Genomic DNA, 13,910 nt, shown 5'->3' with positions numbered 1-13,910 from the left:
CCCGTGTGGCCGGGCGCCTCACATCCCGATCGAGAAGGCGTCCTCGGTGTCCCGCCGGGAGTAGCTGCGGAACGCGATGTGGGTGACCGTGCGCTGCACGCCGGGCACCTTCGAGATGTGGTTGGGCACCAGGTCGGCGATCGCCTCGTGGTCCGCGACGGTGGTGACGGCCACCAGGTCGACGTCACCCGCGCAGGAGTAGACCTGGTCCACCCCGGGCAGGTCGGCGATGGTCTGCGCCGCCTGCGTGATCAGGTCCGGGTCCACATCGATCAGCACGATCGCCGTCACCATTCCGGATCCGCCCTTCCGTCGTGGCCGCGCGGGGGCGGCGGCCCGCTGGCGATGCTAGACGGGGCCGGTCACCGCCACCCGTGCGCCGCCAGGTCGCCCCTGGCCAGGCCCGCCGCCGTCATGAACGGGCGCCACCGGCCCGCGGCCCGCGCCGGCGTGCTCCACGGCGCGGTGACCGACACCAGGCGGGTGCCGGCCCGCTCGACCCAGGTGAGCAACGTCGACGTCTCCTCGGCGGACGAGCCCGGCAGCGGTCCCGGTGCGGGCGTCACCGTCTCGGCCGACCGCACCAGCAGCTCGACGACCGGCATCGGGTCGACACCGCGCCGGGCGCGCCCGGCGGCGGCCAGCCGGCCGAACCGGATCACGCTGAGCTCCCATCCGCCGGTGCCGTCCGGGCGGGCGGCGACCATCTGCTCGATGCCGGCGAAGCCGCCCAGCCGCTGCCGGCGGTCCACCGCGGCGGCGAGCGCGGCGAGCCGGTCCCGGACCACCGCGGCCTGGTCGAAGCGGCCCTGGGCGGCGAGCCGGTCGAGCTCGGCACGCAACCGCGCGAGCACCTCGTCCGAACCGCCCCGGACCAGCGTGGCGATCTCCTCCACGTGCGCGGCGTAGTCCGCCACGCTCTCCCGGCCGGCGCAGGGCGCACCGCACCGGCCGAGCTCGGCCAGCGCGCACGGAGCCACCTGGGACGCGCGGGCCAGCCGCGCGGTGCACCGCCGGACCCGCACCACCTCGTGCAACGCGTCGATCGCGAGCTGCGCGTCGGCCCGGTGCCGGAACGGGCCCAGGCAGGCCTCGGTGCCGGCGGGAGGGGTGGCCACGATGCTCAACCGCGGGAAGGCCTCCCTGGTCAGCACCACCCACGACAGCTTGCGCGGTGACCGGGACCGCCGGTTGTAGGCCGGTTGGTGGGCGTCGATGAGCCGGAGCTCCCGGACGTGCGCCTCGAGCGGGTGGGCGCACTCGACGTGGTCCACGCGCTGGGCGAGGGTGACCATCTGCCGGATCCGCCCGCGGGTCTCGCCGGCGCCGAAGTACGACCGCACGCGCTGCCGCAGGTTGGACGAGGTCCCGACGTACAGCACCTCGTCCCCGGGGCCGCGGAACAGGTAGACGCCCGGTGCCGCCGGCAGCGGCTCGGCCAGGTGCCGCTTCCGCCGGACGCCCGGCTCCACCCGGCGGGTCAGCTGCTGCAGCTCCGTCAGGCTCTGCACGCCCAGCGGACCGAGTCGCTCGAAGAGTGCGTGCAGCACGTCGACGGTGGCGCGCGCATCGTGCAGGGCGCGGTGGTCCGGCGTCGTGGCTGCGCCGAACAGGGCGGCGAGCGCGCCGAGCCGCACGGTCGGCGCCTCCTCCCGGCTCAGCACCCGGCGCGCCACCTGGACGGTGTCGACGACGGCGAACCCTGGCCAGGGCAGGCCGTGGCGGGCGCACGCCGCCTTCAGGAAACCGACGTCGAACCGGGCGTTGTGGGCGACCAGGACGCAGCCGCGGGCGAACTCGAGGAAGGCGGGCAGTACCGCGTCGATCCGGGGGGCGTTGCGGACCAGCGCGTCGGTGATGCCGGTGAGCACGGTGATCTGCACCGGGATGGACCGGCCCGGGTCGACCAGCGTGGCGAACTCGCCCAGGACCTGACCGCCGCGCACCTTGACCGCGCCGATCTCGGTGATCTCCTCGGTGGCCGCCGAGCCGCCGGTCGTCTCGAGGTCGACGACGACGAAAGTCGTGTCGCGCAACGGGTCCTCGAGCTCGTCGAAGCTCGGCTGGACGGCCGGCGGGACGGGCCGGGCCGGCCGGTCGAGCACCGTCGAGGGGGTCATGGATCCGAACGCTAGTTCGGATGTCCGACAGTGCTCGGCCGGCGCACCGCGGCGACGCCCGGTCCCACTGGTCCCAGGCGTCCCGACGGTCGTGGTCCGGACCGCTGTCGTCGCGCCGGACGCCGTGGTCGCCCGCCGTGCCGCCCGGACCGGCACTGGTTCAATCGGGGGATGCTCGAGCCGCAGCCGCGTCCGGAACCGGCGTCCGGCGTCGCTCCGGCCGGGCCGACCGGCACGGACGGGCCGGCCGACGCCCCGCCGGGGATCCCGGGCGACGAGGCGGAGACGGAGCCCTCGGCCGGTGCCGCCGGCCCAGGACCGACCACCGCGTCGCTCCCCGGCCCCGTCCGGGCCAGGGTGCTGGAGTGGGCGGCCGCGTGGCTGTCCGCCCGTCCGGTGACGGAGATCCCTGCCGGGCTCGCCAGGGTCGCCCGGTTCACCCCGGCCAAGCGGGCCCGGCTCGGCGCGGTCGCGCTCGCGTCGGCGCTGGACGGCGACCCCGCCTTCCGGGCGGCGGTGGCCCAGTCCGCGGCCGGGTCGACCGACACCGACGCGGCTGCGGCGGCCGCGCTGGCCCACCTGCTGCGCCTCCCGGAAGCGGAGGAGCTGGTCGCCGCGTTCCGCCCGGCGTCGCCCGCCGGGCAGGCCGTGGTCGCCTCGCGGGTCGCCGAGCGCCGGATCGCCCGGCTCGAGCGTCAGGTCACCGAGCTGCGTGACGAGCGCGACGCGTTGCGCCGCGCGCTGGCCGACGGGGGTGAGACGGAGGCGCAGCGGCTGCGGCAACGGCTGCGCGAGCAGGGCGTCCGGCTGCGTGCGGCCGAGGACGCCGCCGCGCGGGCGGGCGCGGACGCCCACGAGCGGATGGCCGCGCTCACCCAGGAGCTTGAAGCCGTACGCCGGGAACGGGCGGACTGGGAACGGCGGGCGCAGGCCGCGGGAGAGCGCGCGGACCGCGCCCAGCAGAGCCTGACGGAGGCCCGGCAGGCCGCCGGATGGAGTCGCGGCGCCGCGGACCGGCGCCTGGACCTGTTGTTGCAGACGGTCGAGGGTGCGGCCATGGGACTGCGCCGGGAGCTGGCCCTGCAGGGGGGCGGACCGGATCCGGCCGACGTCCGGGCGGCCCGGTCCGCGCCACCGAGGGGTGAGGCCACCGGCGACCCGGCCGTGCTGCAGAGCTGGCTGGTGCTGCCCGGCGCCCACCTGCTGGTCGACGGCTACAACGTCACCAAGACCGGCTACCCGGAGCTGTCCCTGGCGCAACAGCGGGACCGGCTGGTGCGGACCCTGGCCGCGTCGTCGGCCCGCACCGGGGCGGACGTCACGGTGGTGTTCGACGGCGCCGCCGTGGTGGTCCCGCAACCGCCCGGTCGCGGCATCCGGGTGCTGTTCTCGCCGCCCGGCGTGCTGGCGGACGACGTGGTGCGCGACCTGGTGGCCGCGGAGCCACCCGGACGGGTCGTCGTGGTCGTGTCGTCGGACGGCCAGGTCGAGCGGGGTGCCCGTGCCCGTGGTGCCCGCACGGCGCCGTCCCGGGCCCTGCTCGCCCTGCTCGGCGGCTGACCGACGTCTGCTCCGCGGCCGCCGCGGCCCACGTCCGGTCCGGGGCGTGGCGGCGGCAGGGTCGGCCCCGGCGGCGACGTCCTGGGGGACTGGGCCGAGCCTCGCGGCGATCGCCATCCGCGCACGTCGGAGGCCGTCGACGTCGACTCGCGGCCCGGCCGCAGGGAACTCCGGACAGGCGCCGGACAGGCACCGGACAAGCACCGGAGGGCCACTGTCGGTGGTCCGTCCTACCGTCCCCAGCAGTCGGTACGGGATGCGTGCCGGTCCGTGAGACGAGGGAGCGAGTGCCATGCACATCGACTGCGATCGGTGCCAGGTTCGGGGGGCTGCCTGCTCGGGCTGCGTCGTCACGGCGCTGCTCGGCGCCCCGCCGGACGGCGTGCGGTGGGACGAGGAGGAGCGTCGCGCGCTCGGCGTCCTCGCCGACGGCGGGCTGCTGCCGCCACTGCGACTGGTGACCGTCGTGGACGGGCCGCGCCGGCACGTCGGCTGATCCATGGACCCGGGGCGCCTTCCGGCGTGTTCGGGCGCACCGGACACCGGGCGAGGGCCGGCGGCGGTCCGTCCCGGCGCGAGTCTCCCGTGGAGCGTGCCTCTCTGATGCCGGATTCCTGGCTGGGATCGGCCCGCACCCGTGGCCCCCGTCCCGTGGCCGCCCGCTGCGGGGACAGCCGTGCGAGACGCCGGTGCGCAGCGGTTACGGTGGCGTCGGCAGGGACGGCGGGACGGTGGCGCGGACGGACGCGACCGCGGGGCCGTCCGGATGCCGCCGTCCACGGCAAGCCGGACGTCCGGTCTGACCGATTGGTCACGGAATGGTCACGGCGCTCCGGACTCGTCCGAATGCCCTGCGCAGTCATGATCTCCGCAGGTCACAACGGTGTCGCCGCCGACATGAGCAGATTCACAGGTAGAAACGTGAATGTTCACACGTACCACTGGACTCGAACCGAGTCCGTCTCGTAATCTCGCCGAGACCTTCCGTCGCGGTCGCCCGTCGGGCGCCCCGGAGGGTCACCGCCGAGTCGACGTCCGCGTCGAGCCGGGGAACCAGGTTCTCGTGGGGTGAATCCCCGGGCCGGTCGACGCAGGAAGTGCCGCGTCGGCCGCCGGGGTAGGGCTGCTTCCGGCCCGAATCCGTCAGCTAACCCGGTAGGCGGCGAGGAGAGAGGTTCCGCCTGCGTGGCGCTGCACGGCCGTTCCGGTTCTGCCCGGACATCAGCACGAACCGGAACGCTGATCGCCACGCTGGCGCTCGCGCTCGGTGTGTCCCTCATCGGTGTCTCGCCGGCGCAGGCCGACCCGGGTTCCGATCCCACCAGCTCCAAGGACGCCAAGCAGGCGTGGCAGGACAGCTCGCACCAGGCCGAGATTGCTGCTGAAGCGCTCAACGGCGCCCGGGTGGACCAGCGTCGCGCCGAGCAGCGGGCGGCCGCCGCGGAGGCCGCCGTCGTCACCGCCAAGGCGCAGGTCCGCACGGCGCAGGGCGCCGCGGCCAGCAGCGCGGCGACCGTCGCCCGGTACCAGGCGGAGCTCGACCGGTTCGCGAACGCCAGCTTCCGCGGTGCCCAGCTGAACGACATGTCCGCGCTGCTCACCGCGGACAGCGCCGACGACTTCCTGGACCAGGCCACGGCCATCGACCGGGTCGCTGACGACACCCAGCGCACGCTCGAGGCCGCCCGCACCGCGCAGGCCGCCGCTGCCACCGCGCGGGACGCCGCCACCGCGGCCGAGGCCAGGGCGGAGCAGGCCAGGACCGCCGCCGACACCGCGGCCGCCGACGCCCGCGGTGCCACCACCGCGGCCACCCAGAAGAAGTCCCAGCTCGACGGCGCGGTCGCCAAGTACAAGAAGCTGTACGCCGAGCTGTCGGAGAAGGAGCGGCTCGCCGCCATCGCCGCCGCGGAGAAGGCCCGCCGCGAGTCCGAGGAGGCGGCGGCCCGGGCCGCCGCCCTGGCCCAGCAGCAGGCGGCCGAGCGGGCGGCGCGGCAGGCCGCCGAGGCTCCCGCCGCGCCGGCCGCCGGCACCGGCGACCAGGACGGCACCGACCAGGACGGCACCGACCAGGACGGCACCGACCAGAACGGCACCGACGCCCAGGACGGCACCGACGGCCAGGCGGACGCGCAGGACGGCGCCACGGCCGGGGACCAGGGCGACGGCGGCCAGTCGGCCGACGGAGGCACCGCGGAGAGCTCCACGGCGGCGAAGAACGCCGTCGGTGCCGCACCGGCCGCGGTCAGCGGCGGGGACAAGCTCGGTCAGATCGCCGCCCAGGCCGCGATGACGAAGATCGGTGGCGGGTACTGCTACGCCTGCGACGGGCCGGACTCGTTCGACTGCTCCGGGCTCACCACCTGGGCGTGGGGCCAGGCGGGCATCAGCATCCCGCGCGTCAGCTACGAGCAGGCCAACTTCCCCGAGGTGCCGCTGGACCAGCTGCAGCCGGGCGACCTGGTCACCTACTACTCGCCGGTCAGCCACGTGGCGATCTACGTCGGCAACGGCATGGTCGTCAGTGCCGCCGACGAGTCCCTCGGCATCATCTACGTGCCGGTCGACCGGGGCGGCCCGAACCCCACCGGCCACCGCGTGCCGCGGGGCTGACGGCCGGCGACCGACCTGACGGGCGTCGCGGTGGACATCCACCGCGGCGCCCGTTCGTCGTTCCGCGGGGCCAGCCGATCGTCGGGACGGGGCCCGTACTCGCCGGATCGGCCGCGTCGGGTGCATCGGGTCGGGTGCATCGGAGGGTCACCGAGCTCGACGGCGGCCCGTCTCCCGGCACCGACGCGACAGCGAGCGCTGGTCACGACGCGTGGGCTCCACCGTGGGCGGCCAGCGGAACTCCGTCGTCCAGGCGCGAAGGCCCCGACCGGCCTGCTCGTCCCGCGGCCTCCGGAACCGCACAGGGCGCGGCGTTACCGCCGCCGACGGCCCTACCGCCAACGGCGCGCCGAGCCGGGCGCCGGACTACGAACCGGACGGCGCCCCGACCTGTGCTCAAGTGGGCAACCCGGACGGCGGCCCGCACCGGCGGCCCGGGTCAGGCCGGCGTCGGGTCCTGACGGTCCGCCGTCGCCGGCGGCAGGGTCGGTGCCTCGGTGGGGTACAGGCCGGCCGCGAAGCCGTACACCTGGTCACCGGACCGTGGGATCTGCGCGAACCGCCGGGCGAGCTCCTGGACCTCCGTCCAGAACGCCCGCACCTGGTCGACGGGGATCCGGGCGTGCACCAGCGTGCAGCGCAGGTCGTCGGCCGCATGGGCCGCCTCGGCCTCCGCGGCCGCCTGGGCGAGCCCGTTGATGCCCGCCACCAGCTGCCGGTCCTCGCTGCGGTGCAGCGCCCCGATGTAGATCGTCCGCGCCACGCGGCCGTAGTACCGCTCCTCGATGGCGCGGACCCGCCGGGTCCGCACGATCCGGAACAGGCCCGTCTCGACGAGCAGGTGCACGTGGTACGCGACCGTGCTCTTCGGCCGTCCCACGGCGTCCGCCAGCTCGGTGATCGTCGCGGCGCGTTCGAGCACCAGCTCGAGCAGGGACCCGCGCAACGGGTCGGCCAGCGCCCGTAACTGGGCAGGCGCCGTCACCACGACCATGTCGTCCAGGTCGTAGTCCGGGATCCGATCGTTGACCGACATACCTCGATCGTTCTATGTTTCTGGTTCATTCGACCAATACGGTTCGTCGACAGGAGTCTAGGCATGGCCGAGGTGCTGCTGTTCCATCACATCCAGGGACTGACCGAGGGTGTGCGCGCCTTCGCCGACGAGCTGCGGGACGCGGGCCACACGGTGCACACGCCGGACCTGTTCGACGGACGGACGTTCGGGTCGATCGAGGACGGTTTCGCATACGCCGGGGAGCTGGGCGACGACGCCGTCGCCGAACGCGTCGGCAAGGCCGTCCGCGACCTTCCGGACACCCTGGTTTATGCGGGTTTTTCGTGGGGGGTCGGTCCGGCGCAGCGGTTGGCACAGACCCGGCCGGGCGCCCGCGGCGCGCTGCTGTACCAGGCCTGCTACCCGATCACCGGCGACTGGGCGTTCGGCCCGTGGCCCGACGGCGTCCCGGTGCAGATCCACGGTGAGGACGACGACCCGTTCTTCGCCCACGAGGGCGATCTCGACGCCGCCCGGCAGATCGTCCAGACAGTCGGCCCCGAGCTCGCCGAGCTGTTCCTCTACCCCGGCGACCGGCACCTGTTCGCCGATCGCTCCCTGCCGTCGTACGACCCGGCAGCGGCCGAGCTGCTGACCCGGCGCAGCCTGGAGCTGCTCGCCCGGGTGTAGCGGCCGCACCCCGGATCCAGGCGGGTATCGCGACGGACCACCTCGGACGCACGCCGCCCGGTCGTCGCCACGCGGCTCCGCCCGGTCGTCGCCACGCGGCCCCGCCCGGTCGTCGCCACGCGGCTCCGCCCGGTCGTCGCCACGCGGCCCCGCCCGGTCGTCGCCACGGCCGGCCGTCCGGCCGTCCCCCCGGCCGTCCGGTCGTCCCGCCGCGGACGACACCTGGCCCGCTCCTGCGGACCGACGTCGGCGGGCCGGGACCCGCGGGTCGCGGCCGGCACCGCGGCCGCCGACCGCGAAGATGCGGTGTGCGCCGGACCCTGCTACTGACCAACGACTTCCCGCCGCGCACCGGCGGCATCCAGTCCTACCTGTACGAACTGGCCGTGCGGCTGCCGGCCGCGGACCTGGTGGTCTACGCGCCGGACTGGCCGGGGGCCGCGGAGTTCGACGCCGCGCTGCCCTTCCCGGTGGTCCGGCACCCGACGTCGCTGATGCTGCCGGTGCCGGCGGTCACCGACCGTGCGCGCCACCTGGTCGACCGGCACGGGATCGAGGCGGTCTGGTTCGGCGCCGCTGCGCCCCTGGCGCTGCTGGCGCCGGTGCTGCGCCGCGCGGGCGTCCGTCGGGTGCTGGCCAGCACCCACGGCCACGAGGTGGGCTGGTCCATGCTGCCGGTGGCCCGGCAGGCACTCCGGTCCATCGGCCGCGGCTGTGACGTGGTGACCTTCGTCAGCCGCTACGCCCGGCACCGCACCGCCGCCGCGCTCGGGCCCGGGGCGGCACTGGAGTACCTGCCGCCCGGGGTCGACGCCGAGGTGTTCCGCCCCGACCCGGCGGCCCGCGCCGCGCTCCGCGACCGGTACGGGCTCGGCTCCGCGCCGGTCGTGGTGTGCGTGTCGCGGATGGTGCGCCGCAAGGGCCAGGACGCCCTGGTGCGGGCGTGGCCGCAGGTGCGTCGCGGGGTGCCGGGGGCCGTGCTCGTCCTCGTCGGCGACGGCCCGGACCGGCCGCGGGTGCAGCGGCTGGCCGCGGACGGCCTGGCGGACGGATCCATCCGGATGACCGGCTCCGTGCCGCAGGACGAGCTCGCTGCCCACTACGCCCTGGGTGATCTCTTTGCCATGCCGTGCCGGACCCGCGGCGGCGGGCTGGACGTGGAGGGTCTGGGCATCGTCTTCCTCGAGGCGTCGGCCACCGGCCTGCCGGTCGTCGCCGGCGACTCCGGCGGCGCCCCGGAGGCGGTGCAGGACGGGCGCACCGGCACGGTCGTCGACGGCCGGGACACCGGCGCGGTCGCCGAGGCAGTGCTGCGACTGCTCGCCGACCCGGCCGGGGCGGCGGCGGCCGGCGCCACCGGTCGTCGCTGGGTCGCCGAGCAGTGGACCTGGGACCGCTCGGCCCGGCGCCTGTCCGAGCTGCTGTCCCGCTGACCGCGCCGCCCCGACCGGCTGTCCGCGCCGCCACCACCGGCTGTCCCCGCCGCCGCGACCCGCTGACCGCCCTGCACGGCGCGGCTGTCCGCCGTGCGCGGGGCCGGGAGCGGCCGTCGTCCGGCACCGGGCGGCCCGGCCCGGGCCGGTGCCCCGTAGCGTGACGGCCGTGCGGGTGAGCTTCGTGTCCGACATCCACGGCAACGTCGAGGGCCTGGCGCGGGTCGCCGCGACGGCGGAACAGCTGGTGGTCCTGGGCGACCTGCTGGACTACGTCGACTACCACGAGCACGGCCGCGGCATCCTCGGCACGGTGTTCGGCGCCGACCGGGTCGCGCCGTTCGCCCGGCTGCGGTCGGCCGGGGACTTCGTCGCGCTGCGCGAGTACAACCGCGCCCTCTGGGACACCGTGCGTGACCCGGTCGGATTGCTCACCGAGGTGGTCAGCCGCCGGTACAGCGAGATCGTCGACGTGCTGCCGCCGGGCACCCTGCTGACGCTGGGCAACGTCGACGTGGCGGCGGTCTGGCAGGACGTCGCGGGGGAGCGGATGCCGTTCCTGGACGGCGCCGTCCGGACCGTGGCGGGGCGGCGGTTCGGGTTCGTGGCCGGCGGCTCCAGCCGGCCCGGGGTGCCGATGCGCCCGCCGGAGACCGTGTGGCAGCCGCTGGTCCGGCCGGCGGAGACCTACCGTGCCGTCGTCGACGCCCTGGAACCGGTCGACGTGCTCTGCGCCCACCTGCCGCCGGACCTGCCGCTGCTGCGGTACGACGTGGTGCCGGCCCGACTCGAGATGTACGGACCCGGCCTGCTCGAGTACATCGACCGCCACCGCCCGGCGATGGCCCTGTTCGGGCACGTCCACCAGCCGCTGTCCCGCCGTGCCCGGCGCGGCCGCACCGAGTGCCTGAACGTCGGGCACTTCCAGCGCTTCCCGACGGCGTTCGACGTCACGCTGGACTGACCCGGTCCGCGCCCCCGGGGCGGCGGATGCCCCCGCTCAGGGCGGATAACCTCTCTATCCATGGCCGACTCCTCCACCCAGTCGCTGACCATGCAGGCGGCGCCGGCGGCCATCATGGACGTCATCGCCGACTTCCCGGCCTACCCGCAGTGGACGGGCGCGGTGAAGCAGGTGCAGGTGACGGACGGGGGCGACGGGGCACGTGCCCGCCGGGTCCGGTTCGGTCTGGACGCCGGAGCCATCAAGGACACCTACGAGCTGGAGTACGACTGGGCGCCTGACGGGCTCGGTGTCAGCTGGCGACTCGTCTCCGGGGTGCTGCAGAAGGGCCAGCAGGGTTCGTACCGGCTGCGCCCGGCGGCGGGTGGCGGCACGGAGGTCACCTACAGCCTGACCGTGCAGCTGGCCATCCCGCTGATCGGGCCGCTGCGCCGCAAGGCCGAGCGCACGATCATGGACACCGCCCTCAAGGAGCTGCGCAAGCGGGTCGAGGGCAGCGCATGAGGATCGCCCTGCACACGGGCAAGGGCGGGGTCGGCACCAGCACCGTGGCGGCGGCGACCGCCGTCGCGGCGGCGGACGCCGGGCACCGGACCCTGCTGCTGTCCCTGGCGCCTGCCGCTGCCCTCGAGGACGTGCTGGGCGTGGCGGTCGGGCCGGACCCCGCGGCGATTTCCGAGGTACCGGGGCTCGATGCCGCGGGACTGGACGTCCGGCTGCGCTTCGAGCAGGCGTGGAGCGGCGTGCGCGCGCAGTTGGCCGGGCTGCTCACCGCCGCCGGGGTGCCCGAGGCGGAGCCGGCCGAACTGACGGTGCCGCCGGGCGTCGACGACGTCCTCGCCCTGCTGGAGCTGCACCGGGTCGCGTCCGCCGGGCGGTGGGATGCCGTCGTGGTCGACGGCGGCGCCGCCGACGTGGTGGTCCGGATGCTGGGTGTCCCGGAGACGCTGTCCCTCTACCTGGACCGGCTGTCCGGGGCCCGGCTGCGGATGCTGCGCGGCATCGCCGGGCTGCTCCCGGGCCGCGGTGCGCGCGGGGCCACGCCGCAGGCCGGTACCGGCGACACGATCGGCTCCCTGCTGGACCGGCTGTCGGCCGCCCGGTCCCTGCTGACCGACGGCGCCTGCACCGGTACCCGGATCGTGCTGACGCCGGACGCCGCCGCCCTCGCCGCCGCCCGGCGGCTGCGGACAGCGCTGGCCGTGCACGGCTGCCCGGTCGACGACGTCGTGGTCACCCGGGTGCTGCCCGAGGCCGCCGGTCCGTTCTTCGGGCCGACGGTCGCGGCGCAGCGCCGCCAGGTCGCGGAGACGGAGCGGACGTTCGACGTCCCGATGCGGACGCTGCCGCTGACGCCGGAGGAGCCGGTCGGCGTCGACCGGCTGCGGGCCCTCGCCGCCACGCTCCCGGGCACGGCCGGCCTCGACGGTCCGGTCACCGGGTCGGGCCGGCGCCCGGCCGGGCCGAGCACCGAGGTGACCGACGGCGGCTACCTGCTGCGGATCCCCGTGCCGCTCGCGGCGCCCGGCGAGGTCGACCTGTCCCGGGTCGGCGACGACCTCGTCCTCACCGTCGGGGCGGTGCGGCGGCGGCTCGCCCTCCCTTCGCTGCTCCGGCGCTGCCTGACCACCGGTGCCCGGTTGGACGCCGGGAACCTGGTCGTGGAGTTCGTCCCGGACCCGTCCCGATGGCCCGCCGGTTTGCGCGGCCCGGCCGGTCCGGTCGACGCCGCCGACCGGTCGGCGGAGCCCGGGCCGCGCGAAGGGTCGGTGCCGGATCCGGCGTCCGATCGAGGGGCGGATCGGGGGTCGGATCCGGCGGCGGACGGCGCGACCCGGACCGTCGGCGTTCGGGCCGGGTCCCGGTGACCCGATCGGATCCGCGCGGGCCGCACCACCACCCGGTGGGCCCGCTGGCGGAGGAGGCGGCCCTGCTCGTCGACGTGCTGGGTCAGCGGGTGGAGTCGGCGCGGGCCGGGCTGCGGCTGCTGGTGTCGACGCCGGAGCCGGGCAACGACTCGCCCGCGGACCCGCCCGCATCCGGGGCGGTCGGCGGTGCCGCCGACCGGGGAGCCGAGGTCCCGCCGAGGTGGGCCGAGGACCCGCACCCCTCCGGGTCGGTGCCGTGCACGTCGTGCCCGTGGTGCCGGGTGCGCGCTGCTGTCCGCGACCAGGGACCGGAACTGTCCCTCGGGCTGCTGGATGCGGCAGGGACGCTGCTGGACACGGTGCGGCGCCTGCTGCCGGCCGCCGGCGGCAGCGGGCGGACCGCGCAGCCGGATGGCGCGGACGGACCCGAGGGAGCCGACGGCCCGGACGGAGCCGAGGGCGCCGACGGCCCGGGCCGGGAGGTGCCGGGTCCGACGGCCGGGGTATCGCCGGGGTCGGCGGCAGCGGACCGGGCGGCAGCGAGGACGTCGGCCAGGACGTCCGGCGCGGACGCCGGCGCGGACGCGCGACCACGCGTACAGCGGATCGAGGTCCGGTGAGCGGCACGGCCGGCACGGTGGTGGGCATCGACATCGGCGGGACCTCGGTGCGGGCGGGCGTCCTGGACCCGTCCGATCCGGACTGCCGGATCCTCGAGATCGTGGCGGCACCGACGCCGCACACGGTCCCGGAGACCGAGGACACCCTCGCCGGGCTCGTCGACGTGCTGCGCGAGCGGCACTCCGTCCGGGCGGTCGGCCTGGCCGTGGCCGGTTTCGTCAGCACCGACCGCGCGCGGGTCATGTTCGCGCCGCACCTGGCCTGGCGGCACGACCCGGTGCCGGAGCAGTTGTCGGCGCGGATCGGCCTGCCGGTCGTCATGGACCACGACGTCAACTCCGCCGCCTGGGCCGAGTACCGGCACGGGGCCGCCGCCGGCTCGCCGGTCGCGCTCCTGGTCGCGCTCGGCACGGGCATCGGTGCTGGGCTGGTGGTGCACGGCGACATCTACCGCGGCGCGCACGGGGTCGCGCCTGAACTCGGGCACGTCGTCGTGGTGCCGGGAGGCCGGCCGTGCCCGTGCGGCAAGCGCGGCTGCTGGGAGCGCTACTGCTCGGGGACGGCACTCGCCGACACCGCGCGGGAGCTGGCCGCGGACCCGGCCTTCGCCGGCCAGCCGGCCATGGGTGGCGACACCGGTGCGCCGATCACCGGCGCCATGGTGGCGGCGGCGGCCGAGGCGGGCCACCCCGTCGCGCTGGCCGCGTTCGCCGATCTGGGCCGCTGGTTGTCCGTGGGCCTGGCCATGGCCACCGACGTGCTCGACCCCGAGGTCATCGTGATCGGCGGCGGGGTGGTCGGGGCGGCGCGGCACTTCCTGCCCGATGCCGTCGCCGGCATGCTCGCGGGCATCACCGGGCACGGCCACCGGCCGGCGCCGCGGGTCGAGGTGGCCCGGTTCGGCGGGCTGGCCGGCATCATCGGCGGGGCGCTGCTGGCGGCGGACGCCGTCGCCTGACGCGGTCGGGGTGACGCGGTCGGCGCTCGACCCGTCGGCGCCGGCCCGGCCCTGGGCAGCGCTCCGCCGGGTCCGGTCGGCACGGA

General features: G+C 76.2%; 13 protein-coding genes and 1 riboswitch. Of the genes, 10 read left to right on the top strand and 3 right to left on the bottom strand.

Going from position 1 to position 13,910, the window contains the following annotated elements:
- Nucleotides 1-18: 18 nt before the first annotated feature.
- Together IEY37_RS17580 and IEY37_RS17575 are read right to left on the bottom strand one after the other, a co-directional pair.
- Nucleotides 19-294: an Lrp/AsnC family transcriptional regulator gene (locus IEY37_RS17580; protein ID WP_188943919.1), complete on the bottom strand. Its 276-nt coding sequence runs from the start codon at nt 292-294 to the stop codon at nt 19-21.
- A gap of 68 nt (nt 295-362) precedes the next feature.
- Nucleotides 363-2,120: a DEDD exonuclease domain-containing protein gene (locus IEY37_RS17575; protein ID WP_188943917.1), complete on the bottom strand. Its 1,758-nt coding sequence runs from the start codon at nt 2,118-2,120 to the stop codon at nt 363-365.
- A 171-nt stretch (nt 2,121-2,291) separates the two neighbouring features.
- On the opposite strand from IEY37_RS17575, the gene IEY37_RS17570 reads away from it, so the two are divergent.
- The 3 genes from IEY37_RS17570 to IEY37_RS17560 all read left to right on the top strand — a co-directional run bounded on the left by IEY37_RS17570 (nt 2,292) and on the right by IEY37_RS17560 (nt 6,293).
- Entirely contained in the window at nt 2,292-3,680 is a 1,389-nt protein-coding gene (locus IEY37_RS17570) for an NYN domain-containing protein (RefSeq protein ID WP_188943915.1), read from the top strand.
- Between the two features lie 292 nt (nt 3,681-3,972).
- Nucleotides 3,973-4,176 carry a hypothetical protein gene (locus tag IEY37_RS17565; protein ID WP_188943913.1) on the top strand — a complete coding sequence of 68 codons (204 nt, stop codon included), beginning with the start codon at nt 3,973-3,975 and terminating at the stop codon, nt 4,174-4,176.
- Between the two features lie 515 nt (nt 4,177-4,691).
- A riboswitch (cyclic di-AMP (ydaO/yuaA leader) is annotated at nt 4,692-4,857 on the top strand.
- An 8-nt stretch (nt 4,858-4,865) separates the two neighbouring features.
- Complete coding sequence (locus tag IEY37_RS17560; protein WP_188943912.1) at nt 4,866-6,293, top strand: C40 family peptidase; 1,428 nt, start codon at nt 4,866-4,868, stop codon at nt 6,291-6,293.
- A 439-nt stretch (nt 6,294-6,732) separates the two neighbouring features.
- On the opposite strand, the gene IEY37_RS17555 is transcribed toward IEY37_RS17560, so the two are convergent.
- Entirely contained in the window at nt 6,733-7,329 is a 597-nt protein-coding gene (locus IEY37_RS17555; RefSeq protein ID WP_188943910.1) for an ArsR/SmtB family transcription factor, read from the bottom strand.
- A gap of 63 nt (nt 7,330-7,392) precedes the next feature.
- Between IEY37_RS17555 and IEY37_RS17550 the strand changes: the two genes are divergently transcribed.
- The 7 genes from IEY37_RS17550 (at nt 7,393) to IEY37_RS17520 (ending at nt 13,824) form a co-directional block, all read left to right on the top strand.
- Nucleotides 7,393-7,980 (top strand): dienelactone hydrolase family protein, encoded by a 588-nt coding sequence (locus IEY37_RS17550; RefSeq protein WP_188943908.1) that lies wholly within the window; start codon nt 7,393-7,395, stop codon nt 7,978-7,980.
- 308 nt (nt 7,981-8,288) lie between these two features.
- The gene (locus IEY37_RS17545) at nt 8,289-9,413 is read left to right on the top strand and encodes a glycosyltransferase family 4 protein (RefSeq protein WP_188943906.1); all 1,125 of its coding nucleotides are present in this window, start codon (nt 8,289-8,291) and stop codon (nt 9,411-9,413) included.
- Between the two features lie 175 nt (nt 9,414-9,588).
- Nucleotides 9,589-10,377 carry a metallophosphoesterase family protein gene (locus IEY37_RS17540; protein WP_229674587.1) on the top strand — a complete coding sequence of 263 codons (789 nt, stop codon included), beginning with the start codon at nt 9,589-9,591 and terminating at the stop codon, nt 10,375-10,377.
- 60 nt (nt 10,378-10,437) lie between these two features.
- The gene (locus IEY37_RS17535) at nt 10,438-10,881 is read left to right on the top strand and encodes an SRPBCC family protein (RefSeq protein ID WP_188943902.1); all 444 of its coding nucleotides are present in this window, start codon (nt 10,438-10,440) and stop codon (nt 10,879-10,881) included.
- Nucleotides 10,878-12,245 carry an ArsA family ATPase gene (locus tag IEY37_RS17530; RefSeq protein ID WP_188943901.1) on the top strand — a complete coding sequence of 456 codons (1,368 nt, stop codon included), beginning with the start codon at nt 10,878-10,880 and terminating at the stop codon, nt 12,243-12,245. Before IEY37_RS17535 ends, IEY37_RS17530 begins: the two co-directional genes overlap by 4 nt.
- 35 nt (nt 12,246-12,280) lie before the next feature.
- Entirely contained in the window at nt 12,281-12,865 is a 585-nt protein-coding gene (locus tag IEY37_RS17525; protein ID WP_188943899.1) for a hypothetical protein, read from the top strand.
- The gene (locus IEY37_RS17520; RefSeq protein WP_229674586.1) at nt 12,862-13,824 is read left to right on the top strand and encodes an ROK family protein; all 963 of its coding nucleotides are present in this window, start codon (nt 12,862-12,864) and stop codon (nt 13,822-13,824) included. Before IEY37_RS17525 ends, IEY37_RS17520 begins: the two co-directional genes overlap by 4 nt.
- The last annotated feature ends 86 nt before the right edge of the window (nt 13,825-13,910 follow it).

The sequence above is a fragment of the Nakamurella endophytica genome (assembly GCF_014646215.1).
GTDB lineage: Bacteria > Actinomycetota > Actinomycetes > Mycobacteriales > Nakamurellaceae > Nakamurella > Nakamurella endophytica.
This window is presented reverse-complemented; position numbering and strand designations above follow the sequence as displayed.